At 69.8% G+C, this 15,990-nt stretch carries 15 protein-coding genes and 1 pseudogene; 12 read left to right on the forward strand and 4 right to left on the reverse strand.

Annotated elements, in window-relative coordinates:
* The first annotated feature begins 41 nt into the window (after positions 1-41).
* The gene (locus tag ABT186_RS09115) at positions 42-1,952 is read left to right on the forward strand and encodes an exo-alpha-sialidase (protein WP_351924291.1); all 1,911 of its coding nucleotides are present in this window, start codon (positions 42-44) and stop codon (positions 1,950-1,952) included.
* A 642-nt stretch (positions 1,953-2,594) separates the two neighbouring features.
* On the opposite strand, the pseudogene ABT186_RS09125 reads toward ABT186_RS09115, so the two are convergent.
* Positions 2,595-3,269, reverse strand: a pseudogene (locus tag ABT186_RS09125) (glycosyl hydrolase); the annotation flags it as partial.
* 374 nt (positions 3,270-3,643) lie between these two features.
* Positions 3,644-4,486 (reverse strand): trypsin-like serine peptidase, encoded by an 843-nt coding sequence (locus tag ABT186_RS09130; protein ID WP_351236385.1) that lies wholly within the window; start codon positions 4,484-4,486, stop codon positions 3,644-3,646.
* 624 nt (positions 4,487-5,110) lie between these two features.
* Between ABT186_RS09130 and ABT186_RS09135 the strand changes: the two genes are divergently transcribed.
* Complete coding sequence (locus ABT186_RS09135; protein ID WP_351924293.1) at positions 5,111-6,379, forward strand: S53 family peptidase; 1,269 nt, start codon at positions 5,111-5,113, stop codon at positions 6,377-6,379.
* A gap of 167 nt (positions 6,380-6,546) precedes the next feature.
* Here ABT186_RS09135 and ABT186_RS09140 read toward each other — a convergent pair whose 3' ends face one another.
* A complete protein-coding gene (locus tag ABT186_RS09140) occupies positions 6,547-6,945 on the reverse strand; it encodes an ArsR/SmtB family transcription factor (RefSeq protein ID WP_351924295.1) in 399 nt (132 codons plus the stop codon).
* A gap of 96 nt (positions 6,946-7,041) precedes the next feature.
* Between ABT186_RS09140 and ABT186_RS09145 the strand changes: the two genes are divergently transcribed.
* The 7 genes from ABT186_RS09145 (at position 7,042) to ABT186_RS09175 (ending at position 12,723) form a co-directional block, all read left to right on the forward strand.
* A complete protein-coding gene (locus tag ABT186_RS09145) occupies positions 7,042-9,018 on the forward strand; it encodes a heavy metal translocating P-type ATPase (RefSeq protein WP_351924297.1) in 1,977 nt (658 codons plus the stop codon).
* Positions 9,019-9,206: 188 nt separating this feature from the next.
* Entirely contained in the window at positions 9,207-9,701 is a 495-nt protein-coding gene (locus tag ABT186_RS09150; RefSeq protein WP_351924299.1) for a Fur family transcriptional regulator, read from the forward strand.
* An 8-nt stretch (positions 9,702-9,709) separates the two neighbouring features.
* Positions 9,710-9,922, forward strand: a complete 213-nt coding sequence (locus tag ABT186_RS09155; protein WP_351236394.1) for a hypothetical protein — start codon at positions 9,710-9,712, stop codon at positions 9,920-9,922.
* Between the two features lie 9 nt (positions 9,923-9,931).
* Entirely contained in the window at positions 9,932-10,954 is a 1,023-nt protein-coding gene (locus ABT186_RS09160; protein ID WP_351924301.1) for a CobW family GTP-binding protein, read from the forward strand.
* A complete protein-coding gene (locus ABT186_RS09165) occupies positions 10,951-11,976 on the forward strand; it encodes a WD40 repeat domain-containing protein (protein WP_351924303.1) in 1,026 nt (341 codons plus the stop codon). The genes ABT186_RS09160 and ABT186_RS09165 overlap by 4 nt, the downstream gene beginning before the upstream one ends.
* Positions 11,973-12,374 carry a (2Fe-2S) ferredoxin domain-containing protein gene (locus ABT186_RS09170; protein WP_351924305.1) on the forward strand — a complete coding sequence of 134 codons (402 nt, stop codon included), beginning with the start codon at positions 11,973-11,975 and terminating at the stop codon, positions 12,372-12,374. The genes ABT186_RS09165 and ABT186_RS09170 overlap by 4 nt, the downstream gene beginning before the upstream one ends.
* Positions 12,361-12,723 carry an ArsR/SmtB family transcription factor gene (locus tag ABT186_RS09175; RefSeq protein ID WP_351924307.1) on the forward strand — a complete coding sequence of 121 codons (363 nt, stop codon included), beginning with the start codon at positions 12,361-12,363 and terminating at the stop codon, positions 12,721-12,723. Before ABT186_RS09170 ends, ABT186_RS09175 begins: the two co-directional genes overlap by 14 nt.
* A gap of 24 nt (positions 12,724-12,747) precedes the next feature.
* On the opposite strand, the gene ABT186_RS09180 is transcribed toward ABT186_RS09175, so the two are convergent.
* A complete protein-coding gene (locus ABT186_RS09180; RefSeq protein ID WP_351236404.1) occupies positions 12,748-13,128 on the reverse strand; it encodes a hypothetical protein in 381 nt (126 codons plus the stop codon).
* Between the two features lie 166 nt (positions 13,129-13,294).
* Between ABT186_RS09180 and ABT186_RS09185 the strand changes: the two genes are divergently transcribed.
* From ABT186_RS09185 to ABT186_RS09195, 3 genes are all read left to right on the forward strand, one after another.
* Positions 13,295-14,254 (forward strand): ATP-binding protein, encoded by a 960-nt coding sequence (locus ABT186_RS09185; RefSeq protein WP_351924309.1) that lies wholly within the window; start codon positions 13,295-13,297, stop codon positions 14,252-14,254.
* 45 nt (positions 14,255-14,299) lie between these two features.
* Positions 14,300-14,692: an SCO5389 family protein gene (locus ABT186_RS09190; RefSeq protein ID WP_351236407.1), complete on the forward strand. Its 393-nt coding sequence runs from the start codon at positions 14,300-14,302 to the stop codon at positions 14,690-14,692.
* Between the two features lie 318 nt (positions 14,693-15,010).
* Positions 15,011-15,988 (forward strand): metal ABC transporter solute-binding protein, Zn/Mn family, encoded by a 978-nt coding sequence (locus ABT186_RS09195; protein ID WP_351924311.1) that lies wholly within the window; start codon positions 15,011-15,013, stop codon positions 15,986-15,988.
* Positions 15,989-15,990 lie beyond the last annotated feature (2 nt).

Genomic DNA, 15,990 nt, shown 5'->3' on the forward strand with positions numbered 1-15,990 from the left:
CCCACCCCAACACCCCCCCATCGACGACAAGGGGTCTCCTCATGTCGCGCACCGCTTTCCGCAGATCCGTCGCGACCGCCACCACCGCCCTGCTCGCTTTAGGCGGCCTGCTCATCGCGTCACATCCGGCACTGGCCGACGTCTCCAACGGCGGCTTCGAGTCCGGCAGCCTGACCGGCTGGACCAGCACCGGCACCACATCCGTGGTCAACTCCGGTGCCCACAGCGGCACCTACGCCGCCCGCGTCGGCGGTACCTCCCCCACCAACGGCGACTCCTCCATCACCCAGACCTTCACCGCACCGACCGGTGCCAATCAGCTGTCCTTCTGGTACAGCGTCACCTGCCCAGACACGCTCACCTACGACTGGGCCACCGCCACCCTCGCCGACACCACCACCGGCACCACAACCACAGTCCTCGCCAAGACCTGCACCAACGGCCAGGGCTGGAAGCAGATCACCTCGGCCGTGACCGCCGGGCACAGCTACAAGCTCACCCTCGTCAGCCACGACGACAACTACGCCGGCGACGCCACCTACACCCTCTACGACGACATCGCCTTCACCACCGCCGCCCCGCCGCCCGGCCTGACCCAGGTCAGCACCGACCCGTTCACCAACACCTCCAGCCAGCACGCCACCGAACTGGAGCCCGACACCTTCGCGTACGGCAACACGATCGTCGCCTCCTCCCAGGTCGGCCGCTTCACCGACGGCGGCTCCTCCGACATCGGCTGGAACACATCCACCGACGGCGGCACCACCTGGCAGCACGGCATGCTCCCTGGCATCACCACCTACCAGGGCGGCGGCAGCTGGGCCCGCGTCTCCGACCCGGCCGTCGCCTACGACGCCAAGCACGGTACGTGGATGGTGGCCGGGCTGGTCATCGACTCCAACGTCAACGGCGCCGGCGTCAGCGTCAGCCGCTCCGCCAACGGCACCACCTGGCAGAACCCGGTGATCGCGGTCGGCAACGACGGCCAGGGCTACGACAAGGAATGGATCGTCTGCGACAACACGTCCACCAGCCCGTACTACGGCACCTGCTACGTCGAGGTCGACATCACCTCCTCCAGCAACGCCGTCGTCATGAGCCGCTCCACCGACGGCGGCGCCACCTGGTCGGCCCCCGCCGCCCCCTCCGGCAGCCCGACCGGTCTCGGCGGCCAGCCTTTGGTCCAGCCGAACGGCACCGTCGTCGTCCCCTACTCCGCGAACGGCAGCGCCATCCGCGCCTTCAACTCGGCCAACGGCGGCTCAAGCTGGAGTAGCAGCACGCTGGTCGCCAACGTCAGCAGCCATGGCGTGGCCGGCAACCTGCGCGACGGTGAGGGCCTGCCGTCCGCCGAGATCGACGGCAGCGGCAAGATCTACGTCGCCTGGCAGGACTGCCGCTTCCGCTCCGGATGCCCGGCCAACGACATCGTGTACTCCACGTCCACGAACGGTACGTCCTGGTCGTCGGTGACCCGGGTCCCGATCGACGCCACCACCAGCGGCGTCGACCACTTCATCCCCGGCATCGGAATCGATCCCGCCACCTCGGGCAGCACGGCGAAGATCGGCCTCTACTACTACTTCTACCCGAACGCCAACTGCACCGCCTCCACCTGCCGGCTGGAGGTCGGCTACATCTCCTCCGCCAACGGCGGCAGCACCTGGAGCACCGCGACCACCGTGGCCGGGCCCATGTCCCTGTCCCAGATCGCCAGCACCACCCAGGGCAGCATGGTCGGCGACTACCTCTCCACCTCCGTCGTCGCGGGCAAGGCCGTCTCCACCTTCGCCGTCGGCAAGGCCCCGACCAACGGCCAAGCCTTCGACGAGGCCCTCTACACCGCCGGCCCGCTCACCGTCACCGGCGGCAGTGCATCTTCCACCACGCGCGGCGCGGCGACCGTCGCCACACCGCACAGGTCATCCGGGCCCCTGCCAGTCCGACACTGACCTCTCCACAGCACGCCCTGAGGTGCGCTCCGGTGTCCGCCGGAGCGCACCTTGGACGATTCGGCGTGGTGAGAACTTGGCTGTTCCGCGCTGTTGCCACCCTCAGACGCCATGACGGCCGACATCCTCCGGGACTGGTGGTTCTTCAGTTTCCTTCACAAGAAGGGAATTCGGACCTCTTTCGATTCCTCTGCCCAGGCTCCTGGCGGGCCTGTGCGGGGATCGCTAGGACGACCGGCCCCTCAGCGCCCGGCTGACCATCACCAGCGGCGATCCCGAACGGACGGTCACCGAGACCACCAGCGACGCCGACGGCCACTTCCACATCCCGCTGCCGCCAGGCACCTACACCATCCGCCCCGTCAACCTCACCGGTGCCGTCACCCCGATCGCCCAGCCGGTGTCCGTCACCGTGACGAGCGGACGGTTCACCACGGTCGTCATCCCCTTCGACTCGGGCATCCGCTGAGGCCCTCCCCCGGCGACGCACCCGCTCCCCGGGATGTTCCGTACCTTTGCTGAGCAGTCCCGTCCCGGACGCGGCGGGAACCGAACTGCGACCGAGGACGTCGCAGTGACGTCCGGTGACGCAAGGGAGTGGTCATGATGATGGAGGACCGCAGACGCGGTCGAGGGTCCTGGCCCGTCGCCCAGGGACTGCCAGTCCTTGGCGTGGCCGCCGGAGTCGACCGCGCCGTTCAGCGGGCGCCGGTAGATACCGCCGTCGTTGCCGACGTAGGCCCACGTCCTGCCCTTGTAGCTGCCGATCGCGACCGCGTGCTGGTCGGAGTGGGTGGTCGGCGAGCAGTCACCGGTCTGCTTGGCCGGATCGATGCTCCAGCAGGGGAAGGGGAAGTTCCAGTACGGGCCCGGTGTGATCCAGCTCTGGCCGCCGTTCTTGGTCTCGAAGACCTCTTCAAGACCGAGGTAGACGTGGTCGGCGTTGGCCGGGTCGACCTGGAGGAACTGGTTGTACCAGGACTGGATGCCCGGCATGTAGCCCGCGCCCTGAAGCGCGGATCCGGACGCCTTCAGCTTGGTGTAGTCCGCGATCAGCGTCCACGGCCCGAACGGCGAACCGTTCTTCGACACGTACACGCCCTTGAGCCCGCTGTCCGGGTTGGCGGCCATCTGCGCCGGCGACTCGTCGACGGCGTACAGACGCGAGCCGTCCGCCGCCGCGGCGAACGTCACGTTGCCGACATCATCACTGCTGGTGGGCAGGTCCCCGAGCCCACTGACCGGCTTCCAACTGCCGTCGCCCTGCTTGGCATACAGCCCGTTGTAAGTGTCGCCGCCGCGCCAGCCGACCGCGAGCCCGGGCAGGCGTTACTGCACCGCTCCCGGGAACCGCTCGTCCAGGCCCCGATCGACCACGTCACTGCCGCCGAACGGGTCGCCCGCCAGCAGCAACCAGACGCCCGAACCGCCGCGGCGGAGCCGACACCATGCGAGACCCCCCAACATTTGGTTCAGCGCGGGGAGTTCCCGTGCCCGTGATACGCATCGGTCCGTACGACACGTGTCGTTACAGTGTCCTTGCTCCGTATGCGCGATAGCGGAGAGCCGGAATGCAACGGTGTCCGCGCCGGACGCTGCATGCCGTCGTAGCCCGCCGCGCGAGGAAGCCCCGCTGGAAGCACTACCGGAGTACGGCCCTTCGCCGTGAGCTGGGTGCGGATGAACTGGGCTCAGTCCTCGTCCTGGGCGCGTCGGTAGAGCTTGGCGATGTCGTCGTCGAAGTACGCGGCGTAGGAGACATCGTCCTGGTCGCCGCCGCCCTCGTGGCCGCCCAGGACGCCGATGACCGTGCCGGTGTGGCTCTGGGGGTCGTAGTCGGTGAGCCAGGGGCTGCCGCTGGTCCCGTCCTCGAGGTCGGTGCACTGGATGCGCAGCTGGGTGTCGCTGAACTTCGTGGTGCGGTTCTGGCATGAGATCGGGGTGTCACGGCTGGTGGGATAGCCGGTGATCTTGACCTTGTTGTCGAAGCCGCGGTCTATGCCGAGGGTGTTGCCGCCCAGGACGTCCTGGATGTCCTTGCCGTCCTTCTGGTCAAGGACGAGGAAGGCGACGTCGAGGTCCTCGTCCTGCGATTTGGCCCAGCGGTCGTCGACGACCACCTTGCTGACCTTCCACAGGCCGGTGGGTTCGTCGCCGTTGCGGTAACCGGGGGCGAAGACCAGGTCGTTCACCGGCTGTCCGGAGTCGGCGTCGAAGGCGCAGTGGGCCGCGGTGATCAGCATGTTCCGGCCCGGACTCTGCACCACGCTCGCTGTGCAGAAGTGGGCGCCCTGGTCGTCCTTCTCGAAGACCGCGCCGATCCGGGCGTTCTCCTCGGTCCTGCGGGGTGTGTACGCGTTGCCGTCCTTGGCCGGGGCCGTCGCGGGGAGGTCCTGGTCCAAGTCCCGCGGGGACTGGCCCGGCTCGCCGGACTTGCCGAAACCGCTGCGCCCGCTGCTTCTGGCCGCATGGGTTTCCCCCGCGGCGTCGCCCATCACTGCGGCTGCCCCGACGATGACCAGCGTCAGGGGCACGATGGCATTCCTGGCTAGCGAGTGCACAAGGTCATTATCGACGCGGGCCGGGAATTCGGGAGGTGCTCCACGGGGAGGTTCCCGTCACAATCCACCGTCCCAAAGGACCGGCCTGTCAGCCCACACCCGCAAAGACCTGGACACCATCACCGCCGAGCTCAATAGCTGCCCACGCAAGGCGCTGAAGTGAAGGAGAACCATGGATCACTTCGAACAGGAGCCGGCGCGGATGATGCGCAACGCCGAGGAGAACACGCTTTCCGCTCGACCAAGCCGTCCTTCTTCAACAGCCTCAGCAGCCCCGACGGCTCGTTCAGGACCGTCCGCATCTCGTGGCCAGGGCGGGGAACACGCGGACACACCAGCATCAACGGCAGGTTCACTCGCTCACCTCGGCAGCCTCACAAGACCTGCATTGGCATGACCTTGACCAGCGGAAGACGGCGGCCGCATGGTGAACCAACCGGCCCGCAGCTGACCTGACATGCCGTCTGTCAATGCTGCTTTTCGCCATGTCCGGCCCTTCCGAACCGCCTCATACCGCACGGAGGCTTGATGCACCGAAGCGAGATACCCTCCGGATCCCTGGTGATCCACCACCGACCGAGACGAGGGGTGTGGCGGATGGCAGCTGCCCTCACCGCGATGCTCACATTCAGCGTCACTGGCCTCACCATCGGCCTGGCCACCGGCGTCCAGGCCGCCGCTCTCTCGTCCGCCCCGCGCGCGTCCGCCTCCGGGGGTACGACGGGCTTCGGCTGCTTTCATCCTTCGCAAGCCGGACAAGCCCGCTGTTTCGGCGTCCTGAAGGCCCATCGCACCACATCGGGCCGCATGTCACCGTTCACCACCGGATCCCCGACCACGATGGGGTATAAGCCGTCCGATCTGCGTTCCGCCTACAAACTGGGCGGCACCTCGGGATCCGGTCGAACGGTGGCGATCGTCGACGCCATGGACGATCCGAACGCGGAATCCGATCTGGCCGCTTACCGCAGCGCCTACGGTCTGCCATCGTGCACGACAGCCAACGGCTGTTTCCGCAAGGTGAATCAGAGCGGTCACGCGTCGCCGATGCCGTCCGGTGACTACGGATGGGCCGAGGAGATCAGCCTCGACCTCGACATGGTCTCGGCCGCCTGCCCTGGCTGCCACATCCTCCTGGTCGAGGCGAACTCAGCGAACGTCCCGGATCTCATGAGGGCCGAGGACACCGCCGCCACCACTTCGGGCGTCGTCTCGGTCTCCAACAGCTGGGGTGGGTCCGAGGACAACACCGTCACCTCCGTCGACTCGCACTTCCACCACCCAGGCGTCGCGGTCACAGCGAGTTCAGGTGACTCCGGTTACGGCGTCTCCTGGCCGGCCTCCTCCCCGTACGTCACCGCCGTGGGCGGCACCTCGCTGAGCAAGGCGTCCAACTCGCGTGGCTGGACCGAGTCCGCCTGGAGCGGGGCGGGCTCGGGCTGCTCGGCGTACGAGGCCAAGCCGTCCTGGCAGCATGACTCCGGATGCGCCAAGCGCGCCGTCGCCGATGTGGCTGCGGTCGCCGACCCGAACACGGGGGTGGCGGTCTACGACTCGTACAACAGCTGCGGCGGCGGGCTGTTGTGCGACACCGAGCTTCAACTCGGTGTCGCACAGGGTGCCGACGGTTGGGTCGAGGTCGGTGGCACCAGCGTCTCGTCGCCGATCATCGCGAGCGTCTACGCACTGGCCGGAAACACCTCTCAGGTCGTCGGCGGCTCGTATCCGTACAGCCACACCTCGGCGCTCAACGACGTCACGTCGGGCAGCAACGGCTCCTGCGGCGGCAGTTACCTGTGCACCGCGCGTTCGGGATACGACGGGCCGACCGGTCTCGGCACACCCAACGGCACCGGTGCCTTCTGACGGCGGCGCTCTCTGACCGACAAGGGCTGGGCTCGCGTCGCACTACTGCGGCGCGAGCCCAGCCCTTTTTTGCCGCGTCTCAGCCCTCCAGCCGGCCGAAGACCACACGCTCCATACCGTGCCTGGCCAGCCGGATACGGAAGCTGCAAGGGCAAACGGTGCCTCGGTCAGCGGTTCACGCCGAGTGCGACCTGATCCACCCCGTCCGTGTCGGCGGCGTCGCTGATCCCGAGGCGCAGGTGCTCGATGTGGTAGACGGCCTGGTCGAGGAGTCCGGCGACGTGGTTGTCGTAGAGGGCGTAGATCACCGAGCGGCCCTGGCGCCGGCCGACGACCAGGCCGAGGTTACGCAGCAGGCGCAGCTGGTGGGAGCAGGCGGACTGTTCCATGCCCACCTCGGTGGCGAGTTCGGTGGCAGCGCAGGGGCCCTCGCGCAGGCGGGAGAGGATCAGCAGCCGGGAGGGGGTGGCGAGGGCCTGGAGGGTGGTGGCCACCCGGGCGGCGCTGTCCGCGTCCAGGCGGCCGTGCGGGACGGGGTTCTTCGCGAGAGCTGCTCCATGGCCCATGGTGGCCATCATACAAGCTACACTTGAAGAGATCTTCATATGTACCTGTATGGTGGTTGAGTCGTTCTGCCCTGCCCTCCCGAAGGGTTCTTCGTCATGCCTTCCACCCTCACCGAGCGGCCCACGCCCGTCGCGGCCGCGCGCCTGGACGCCTCCTCCCGGCGGCGGACCCGGGTCTTCGCGCTGCCCGAGGCCCGCTGGGCCGCAGCGGCCACGGTGCTGTTCCTGCTCGCCCTTCCGCTGCAGCTGACCGGCGCTCCCGCCTGGGCGTGGGGATCGCTGTACGGGCTCGCCTACGCCGCCGGTGGCTGGGAGCCCGCGCTGGCCGGGCTGCACGCGCTGCGGGAGAGGACCCTCGACGTCGACCTGCTGATGATCGTGGCCGCGCTCGGGGCCGCCGCCGTCGGCCAGGTCATGGACGGCGCCCTGCTGATCGTCATCTTCGCCACCTCCGGCGCCCTGGAGGCGCTGGCCACCGCGCGCACCGCCGACTCGGTGCGCGGCCTGCTCGACCTCGCCCCGGCCACCGCGACCCGGCTGCGCGGCGACGGCCGTGAGGAGACCGTGCCCACCACTGAACTGGCTGTCGGCGACACCGTGCTGGTCCGGCCCGGGGAGCGGATCGGCGCCGACGGCCGCGTGCTGGACGGGGCGAGCGAGGTCGACCAGGCCACCATCACCGGCGAGCCGCTGCCCGTCGCGAAGGAGCCGGGCGACGAGGTGTTCGCCGGCACCCTCAACGGCACCGGCGCCCTCCGCGTCCGGGTCGAACGGGACGCCTCCGACTCGGTGATCGCCCGGATCGTGCAGATGGTCGAGGAGGCGTCCGAGACCAAGGCGCCCACCCAGTTGTTCATCGAGAAGGTCGAGCAGCGCTACTCGATCGGCATGGTCGCGGCCACACTGGCCGTGTTCGCCGTGCCGCTCGCGTTCGGCGCCGCGCTGACCGGCTCGCTGCTGCGGGCCATGACCTTCATGATCGTCGCATCGCCGTGCGCGGTGGTGCTGGCGACCATGCCGCCGCTGCTGTCCGCGATCGCCAACGCCGGTCGGCACGGTGTCCTCGTGAAGTCGGCCGTAGTAATGGAGCGCCTCGGCCAGATCGACACGGTTGCTCTGGACAAGACCGGCACGCTCACCGAGGGCACCCCGCGCGTGACCGACGTCCGTCCGCTGTCCGGATCCGGGATGACGGAGGGGGAGTTGCTGCGGCTGGCCGCGGCGGCCGAGCACCCCAGCGAGCACCCGCTGGCCCGCGCCGTCGTGAACGCCGCACACGCCCGGGGTCTCGCCCTGCCTGTCGCGGAGGACTTCGCCTCCACTCCGGGCGTCGGAGTCACCGCCACTGTGGACGGCCGCAAGGTCGCCGTCGGCTCCCCAGCCCGGCTGCTGTCCGGTACTGAAGGCGCGCACACCACCGTCGCCGCTGAGCTGGAGGATGGCGGGCGTACCGCGGTGCTGGCGGTGGTCGACGGCACGCCGGCCGGGGTCCTGGGCATCTCCGACCAGCTGCGGCCGGACGCCGCCGCCACCGTCGCATCGCTCATCTCGCTCGCCGGAACGGCGCCGACGCTGGTCACCGGGGACAATCCGCGCGCCGCGGCCCGCCTGGCCGCCGAGGCCGGCATCACCGACGTCCGCGCCGGACTGCTCCCGCAGGACAAGGTCGCCGCTGTCCGGGAACTGGAGCAGGCCGGCCGCAAGGTCCTGGTCGTGGGCGACGGCGTCAACGACGCGCCCGCCCTGGCCGCCGCCCACACAGGCATCGCCATGGGCCGGGCCGGCTCCGACCTGGCCCTGGAGACCGCCGACGCGGTGATCGTCCACGACGAACTGGCCACCGTACCCGCCGTGGTGGCCCTCTCCCGCCGGGCCCGCCGCCTGGTCGTGCAGAACCTGGCCATCGCCGCCGTCTTCATCTCCGGCCTGGTCGTCTGGGACCTCACCGCCACCCTCCCCCTCCCCCTCGGCGTCCTCGGCCACGAGGGCTCGACCGTCATCGTCGGCCTCAACGGCCTACGGCTGCTGCGCGAGGCCGCCTGGACGCGGGCCCGCGAGGAGGGCCGCCGCTGACCCGCCGAGCCCACGGCCCGTCACACCAGCACTGGTGCGGCGGGCCTTGCCGTCCGATTGCTCCGGCAGCGCCGCGGAAGCGAGGCGTCGCGCAGCAACACATGACCGACCACTCATATGGACATGGATTTCATTTCCATCTACGGTAGAGGTGCCGACCCGGCACGAGCCACAGGGGGTGATGCGCCATGGGCGGCCGGACGACCCGACAACGCAAGGCGATCACGCGGGTACTCGCGGGCTGCCAGGACTTCGTGTCGGCCCAGGAGTTGTACGCCCTTCTGGTGGCCGGCCACCACGCGATCGGCCTGACGACCGTCTACCGCGCCCTGCGCGAGCTGGAGGTGGACGGCGGTGTGGACGTCGTACGCGACGAGACCGGCGGGCGGCTCTACCGGCTGCGTCCGGCCGACGGGCACCGCCACTACCTGATGTGCCGCGACTGCGGCCGCAGCCGGCCAGTGGACTCCGAGGTCGTCGAGGAGTGGGCGGGCCGGATCGCCGTCGCGACCGGCTTCACCGCGGTGGAGCACACCGTCGAACTCACCGGCGTCTGCGCCGACTGTCTGCCCCACACCGACGGAGGCCGGCCGTCCGGCGACGGAGCTGGAGGAGAGGAACAGCCATGCCACTGGGAGCTCACCCCGGGCCTCCGGGGCCCAGTCCGCAGCTGCGCGAGCTGAAAGAGACCGTGCGTGCCCTGCTCGATCTCGACGACGACACCGCCGTCCTGATCCGCCAGCTCGCCTGCACCGAACCGGGCTGCCCGCCGCTGGAAACGGTCGTCGTCGTGCTGCCGATGGAGGGCGACGCCCGCCGCTGGACGCTGCACCGCCCCGCCGACCAGATCACCGAGGACGACCTGCACGACGCTCTCCTCGCCACACCCGAACAGCACGACTAGGAGACTGAATTGACCTCCCCGGAACCCGCCGAACCCCGCGACGAACGGGTCCCCGTCACCGTCCTGACCGGCTTCCTCGGCTCCGGCAAGACCACCCTCCTCAACCGCATCCTCACCGAGAACCACGGCATGAGGATCGCGGTCATCGAGAACGAGTTCGGCGAGGTCGGCATCGACGACGCCCTCGTCCTCGACGCCGAGGAGGAGATCTTCGAGATGAACAACGGCTGCATCTGCTGCACCGTGCGCGGAGATCTGATCCGCATCCTGGGTGCGCTGATGCGGCGCCGCGAGAAGTTCGACCACATCCTCATCGAGACCACCGGCCTCGCCGACCCCGCGCCCGTCGCGCAGACCTTCTTCATGGACGACGAGATCGCCTCCCAGTTGCGGCTGGACGCCATCGTCACGCTCGTCGACGCCGCACACGTGCTCCAGCACCTGGACGAGATCAAGCCGGAGGGCGTGGAGAACGAGGCCGTCGAGCAGATCGCCTTCGCGGACCGCGTCGTCCTCAACAAGACCGACCTGGCCGACGAGGAGACCATCGGACAGGTCGTACGCCGCATCCGGGCCGTCAACGGCGGAGTGCGGATCATCCCCGCACAGCACGCGCGCATCAATCTGCACGACGTACTGGACGTGGGCGCGTTCGACCTCGAGCGGGTGCTCGCCGACGACCCAGCCTTCCTCACCGAGACCGAGCACCAGCACGACACCACCGTCACCTCGGTCGGCATCGAGCTGACCGGGGAGCTGGACGAGGACCGGCTCAACGCCTGGCTCGGCCAGTTGCTGCGCACCAAGGGCGTCGACCTCTTCCGCTCCAAGGGCATCCTCGCCATCGCCGGAGCGCCCAAGCAGTACGTCTTCCAGGGCGTCCACATGCTGCTGGACGGCACCTTCGGACGCGACTGGCGCGAGGGCGAACCCCGCACGAACAAGCTGGTGTTCATCGGCCGCAACCTCGACCGCGACGCCCTCGAACGCAGTTTCGCCGACTGCCTGGCCACGGCGGGGGCAGTCGCGTGAGTACGACCGTGCAGTCCCCGCTCGCCTGGGAGGCCGGCGTCGACGACGCACCCGTCGCCCTCAGCGCGCGGGGCGATCTGGTCGCCGTTGCCGGGGCCGAGGGGACGGTGAAGGTTCTCGACGCGGCGATGGGCGCCGAGATCGGGGCGTTCGAGCTTCCCGGGGGCGCACTCACGGTCGCGCTCTCCCCGGATGCCGGGCACGTGGTGGCGACCGGCCCGATGGGGTACGCACTGTGGCGCCGCTCCGACGGACGTACGACGGTGCGGGAGTCCGGCGCCTGGTCGGCGGCCGCCGCCTGGGCCGACGGCACCCGGGTCGCGGTCGCCTCCGGCCGCCGCGCACTCGTACTCGACGCGGACGGCGGCGAGTTGTGGCGTACGGAGCCCGCCGCGTCCACCGTCACCGACCTCGCCTGGATGCGGCAGGGGCGGCGCCTGGCCGTGGCCGCGTACGGGGCCGTGCTCTGCCACGAGCGGCACACCGAGAAACCGGTCGCCACCTACCCCTACGTGGGCTCCCACCTCGCACTCGCCGTCGCACCCACCGGGAGGTGGATCTGCAGCGGCAACCAGGACGCCTCCATCCATATCTGGAGGGCGCGAGACGGCGGCGAACTCACCATGTCCGGCTACCCGGAGAAGGTCTCCCGGCTCGCTTTCGACGACACCGGCTTCTGGCTGGCCGCCGACGGCGCACCCGACGTGACCGTGTGGGACTTCTCCGGCAAGGGTCCGGAGGGCACCGCACCGCGCTCGCTGCGCTGCCACGAGACGGTGACCGCGCTGGCCTGGCGTCCGGGCGCGGCCGGGCATCTGGCCAGCGGCGGCGCGGACGGCACCGTAGCCCTGTGGCACGCCACGGCCGGGCGGCCCCAGGCGCGCCTGCGCCCGGTGCGCGAACTGGACGGCACGGGCGCGGCGGTCGCCGCACTGGCCTGGGCAGGGCCCCACCTGCTGGCCGTCGCCTGGCGGGACGGCCAGGTCCGGACGTACGGCGTGCCGTCCCGGACCGCGCTGTGAACCGGTCCGTCATCCGGGCGGCCGCTGCCCGCCCCTGCACGCTCGTCGTGTGCCGGGGCTGCTGCTGCGGCAACCCGCGCAAGCACCCCGGCACCGACCACGCCTGGCAACTGGACCGACTGCGCGCCGGCGCGACGGAACGCGGCTTCCAGGTCCGTACGACGGACTGCCTCGGCCCCTGTGACCAGGCCAACGTCATCGTCGTCCAACCCTCCACCGCCGGGCGCCGGGCCGGAGGCCGCGCCGTCTGGGTCGGCTTCGCCATGGACGACGACAGTACCGACGACCTGCTGCGCTGGGCACAGGCGGGCGGACCCGGCATCGCCGAACCACCGCCAGCCTTGGCGCTCCAGCTGATCCGCCCACCGCGCGAGGCCCGCGCCCGTGCACGCCGATGACCTCGACGCCGGCGGCCGCGACATCCTCGCGGCCGCCCGGCTCGACGAAGCCACCGCCGCCTCCGTCGCCACGACGCTCCAGGCCCTCGCCACACCATCCCGCCTGCTGATCCTCACCACCCTGCGGCAACGCCCGTACCCCGTCGGCGAACTCGCCTCCGCCATCGGCATGGAACAGTCCGCCGTCTCCCACCAACTGCGCCTGCTGCGCGCCCTGGGCCTGGTCACCGGCCGCCGCGACGGCGGGCGCATCGTCTACAGCCTCTACGACGACCACGTCGCCCAACTCCTCGACCAGGCCGTCCACCACATCGAGCACCTGCGCCTCGGCGCACGCGACATCGGCTGACGCACAGCATCCAGGAGCAGTGCGTCAGTTGAGGTGTGCCACCTGCTGCGGCGCCGGGGCCGCGCGCAGCCGGTCGGGCAGCGTGCCGTCGTCGGGCATTCCGGCCCGAAGCCACGCCCCCACCACCTCGGCGTCGGCTTCCGTCACCAGCGGACCGAGGCCTACGGCGACACCACTCGGCCTGCGGTCGGCCCCGCACGGCTGCACGGTGGCGTGCAGCCCGCAGCGCCTGCGGCAGTGCAGCACCCTCGCGAGACAACCGGTGGAGACCATCACCCCATGCGGGCACTCCCGGACCGCACGGCGCAGGGCGTCCATCACCCGCCCCCTCGCGGGGGCACGGCATGAGCCGCAGACCACGAGGGTGAAAGGGCGGCTCTGACGGCCGCCTGCGGTATCGCTCATCTCTGAGTCTCCTCCGTGTGGGTGAAAGGGATCCTCCGTTTGCCGCCGCGGCGCCCCAACAGGCCATGGCTATCGGCAAGTTGAAGCCCTGGCGATTTGACAGCACCCGGCCACACCTCCAGCCTATGCTTATGACATCCATTTTCAATAGAGGGAGTGGCTAGCCATGCGCGTTGCCTTCGTCGGCAAGGGCGGCAGCGGCAAGACGACCCTGTCGGCCCTCTTCTCCCGTCACCTGGCGCACTCGGAAGCGCCGGTCGTCGCGATCGACGGCGACATCAACCAGCACCTGGCGTACGCCCTCGGCCTCGACGAGGACGAGGTCTTCGCCGCGCCGCCGCTCAGCGCGCGCACCGGTGAGATCAAGGAGTACCTGCGCGGCACGAATCCGCGGATCCCTTCCATCGAAGCCATGGTGAAGACGACCCCGCCCGGACGCGGGTCCCGGCTGCTGCGGCTGCTCGGCGACGACGAGGTGCACAGCCACCACGTCCAGGAGGTCGGCAGCGTACCGCTCATGGTCACCGGCGCCTTCGCGGAGAGCGACCTGGGAGTGGCCTGCTACCACTCCAAGTTGGGCGCGGTCGAGATGTACCTCAACCACCTCGTGGACGGACCCGGCGAGTACGTCGTCGTCGACATGACCGCCGGCGCCGACGCCTTCGCCTCCGGCCTGTTCACCCGCTTCGACATGACGTTCCTGGTCGTCGAGCCGACCCGCAAGAGTGTCTCGGTGTACCGCCAGTACCGCGACCATGCGGCCGAGTTCGGCGTCCCGGTCGCCGTCGTCGGCAACAAGGTCACCGGCGAGGACGACCTGCTCTTCCTCAAGGAGCACGTCGGCGACGATCTGCTCGCGCACTTCGCGCAGTCCTCCTATGTACGTGCCCAGGAACAGGGCCGCGGTCACGGCGAGTTGGAGCCGCACAACACCCGCACCCTGGACCTGCTGCGCGCGGCCGTGGACGCCCGCCCCAAGGACTGGGCGGCCTTCCAGAAGCACGCCATGGAGTTCCACCTGCGCAACGCCGCCGCCTGGGCCAACGAGGCCACCGGCCAGGACCTCGCCGCCCAGGTCGACCCGGACTTCCGGCACGGCCCCACAGCACTGGCCGCCCTCGTCTGACCTTCACCCCCTCAAGAACAGAACCACAGAACAGGACAGCCCTTCATGTCACTCGACGTCTCCCCGCAGCTGCTCGCCGAAGCCGAGAACGGCGAGGTGCGGGAGCAGGACTTCGTGGAAACGGTGCGCACCTCCCTGCCGTACGCCTACGACCTCATCGCCCGCCTCGCCGAGGAACTGCGGTCCGGCACGGCGGAGTTCGCCGACAACCAGACCCCGCCGCCCTCCGAGAAGGAGCGCGGCCAGCTCCTGCGCGCCCTGTCCAGTGACGCGATCCGGGGCAGCCTGGAACGGCACTTCGGCATCGCCCTCGCCTTCCAGAACTGCCACCGTGTCGCGGCCTTCCACCCCGAGGCGCGCGGCGGCGCCACCCACACCCGCTTCACCTCGCTGCGTGCGCAGATCCTCAACCAGTTGCCGGAGTTCCGCGACTGCTGAACCACTGCCGGTCGCGACCGCCGACTGCCGGAACCGGCGTTCGGCAATCAGGCCGGCCGGCCACTTCGTCCCCTCGGCGGCCGTCGCCCACCAGGACACCCGGTCCTCGTGAGCGACGGCCGCCAGCACTTGTCCCGGCGGCATCCAACCGCACCCCCCACCTGCGCAGCCCCCGAGCAGTCGTACACCCGGTCAAAAGATGGCAACGGTTTTCATCTGGGATTGATCTGAAAATCATTTCCATCTAGCGTCGAAGATGTCGCCACACGGTCGGCGCGTGTCCGCCGCGCGCCCGGCATCGCCCGAAGGAGCTCCCGCATGTCCACCGCCCCCGCCTCCCCTTCCGCCCGGCCGACCGCGAGGATCGCACTGGTCACCGCGACGGCCGCCCTGACGGCCGTGACGGCGACCGCCTGCTCGACCTCCTCCTCGCACACCAGCAACACCGCCGCGACCGGCAGCGCAAGTGGGTCGGGCAGGACGATCCAGGTGGTGGCGGCCGAGAACTTCTGGGGCAGCATCGCCTCCCAGCTCGGCGGCAGCCACGTGAAGGTGACCAGCATCATCAACAACCCGGACGCCGACCCGCACGACTACGAGCCCACGGCTGCCGACGCCCGCACCGTGGCCGGCGCCCAGTACACGATCGTCAACGGCATCGGCTACGACGCCTGGGCCGACAAGCTGCTGGCCGCCAACCCCGGCAGCGGACGCACCCAGCTCAAGATCGGCGACCTGGTCGGCATCAAGCCGGGCGGCAACCCGCACCGCTGGTACTCCCCGGACAACGTCCACCAGGTCATCGAGAAGATCACCGCGGACTACAAGAAGATCGACCCGGCCGACACGGCTTACTTCGACCAGCAGAAGACGGCATTCGAGACGAAGACGCTCGCCGGCTACAACAAGCTCATCGCCGACATCAAAGCGAAGTACGCGGGCACGCCGATCGGTGCTTCCGAGTCCATCGTCACGCCGCTCACCGAGGGCCTGGGGCTGAAGATGCTCACTCCGGAGACGTTCCTGGACGCGATGAGCGAGGGCTCCGACCCCACGGCCAAGGACAAGGCCACCATCGACCAGCAGATCAAGAACAAGCAGGTCAAGGTGTACGTCTACAACTCCCAGAACTCCACACCGGACGTGCAGGCGCAGGTCAAGGAGGCCAAGGCGGAAGGCATTCCGGTCGCCACGGTGACCGAGACCCTCACTCCCTCCGGGGCCTCCTTCCAGCAGTGGCAGACCACCCAGCTGCAGGGCATCGAGCAGGCCCTGGCCAAGGCCACCGGGAAGTGAAC

Source organism: Streptomyces sp. NPDC001634 (genome assembly GCF_040298185.1).
Lineage (GTDB): Bacteria > Actinomycetota > Actinomycetes > Streptomycetales > Streptomycetaceae > Streptomyces.

Bases quoted from the DNA above. Each gene is read 5' to 3' on its own strand.
- ABT186_RS09195 (WP_351924311.1), top strand. From the start codon at position 15,011: ATGTCCACCGCCCCCGCCTCCCCTTCCGCCCGGCCGACCGCGAGGATC.
- ABT186_RS09135 (WP_351924293.1), top strand. From the start codon at position 5,111: ATGGCAGCTGCCCTCACCGCGATGCTCACATTCAGCGTCACTGGCCTC.
- ABT186_RS09145 (WP_351924297.1), top strand. From the start codon at position 7,042: ATGCCTTCCACCCTCACCGAGCGGCCCACGCCCGTCGCGGCCGCGCGC.
- ABT186_RS09115 (WP_351924291.1), top strand. From the start codon at position 42: ATGTCGCGCACCGCTTTCCGCAGATCCGTCGCGACCGCCACCACCGCC.
- ABT186_RS09140 (WP_351924295.1), bottom strand. From the start codon at position 6,945: ATGGGCCATGGAGCAGCTCTCGCGAAGAACCCCGTCCCGCACGGCCGC.
- ABT186_RS09185 (WP_351924309.1), top strand. From the start codon at position 13,295: ATGCGCGTTGCCTTCGTCGGCAAGGGCGGCAGCGGCAAGACGACCCTG.
- ABT186_RS09180 (WP_351236404.1), bottom strand. From the start codon at position 13,128: ATGAGCGATACCGCAGGCGGCCGTCAGAGCCGCCCTTTCACCCTCGTG.
- ABT186_RS09150 (WP_351924299.1), top strand. From the start codon at position 9,207: ATGGGCGGCCGGACGACCCGACAACGCAAGGCGATCACGCGGGTACTC.
- ABT186_RS09190 (WP_351236407.1), top strand. From the start codon at position 14,300: ATGTCACTCGACGTCTCCCCGCAGCTGCTCGCCGAAGCCGAGAACGGC.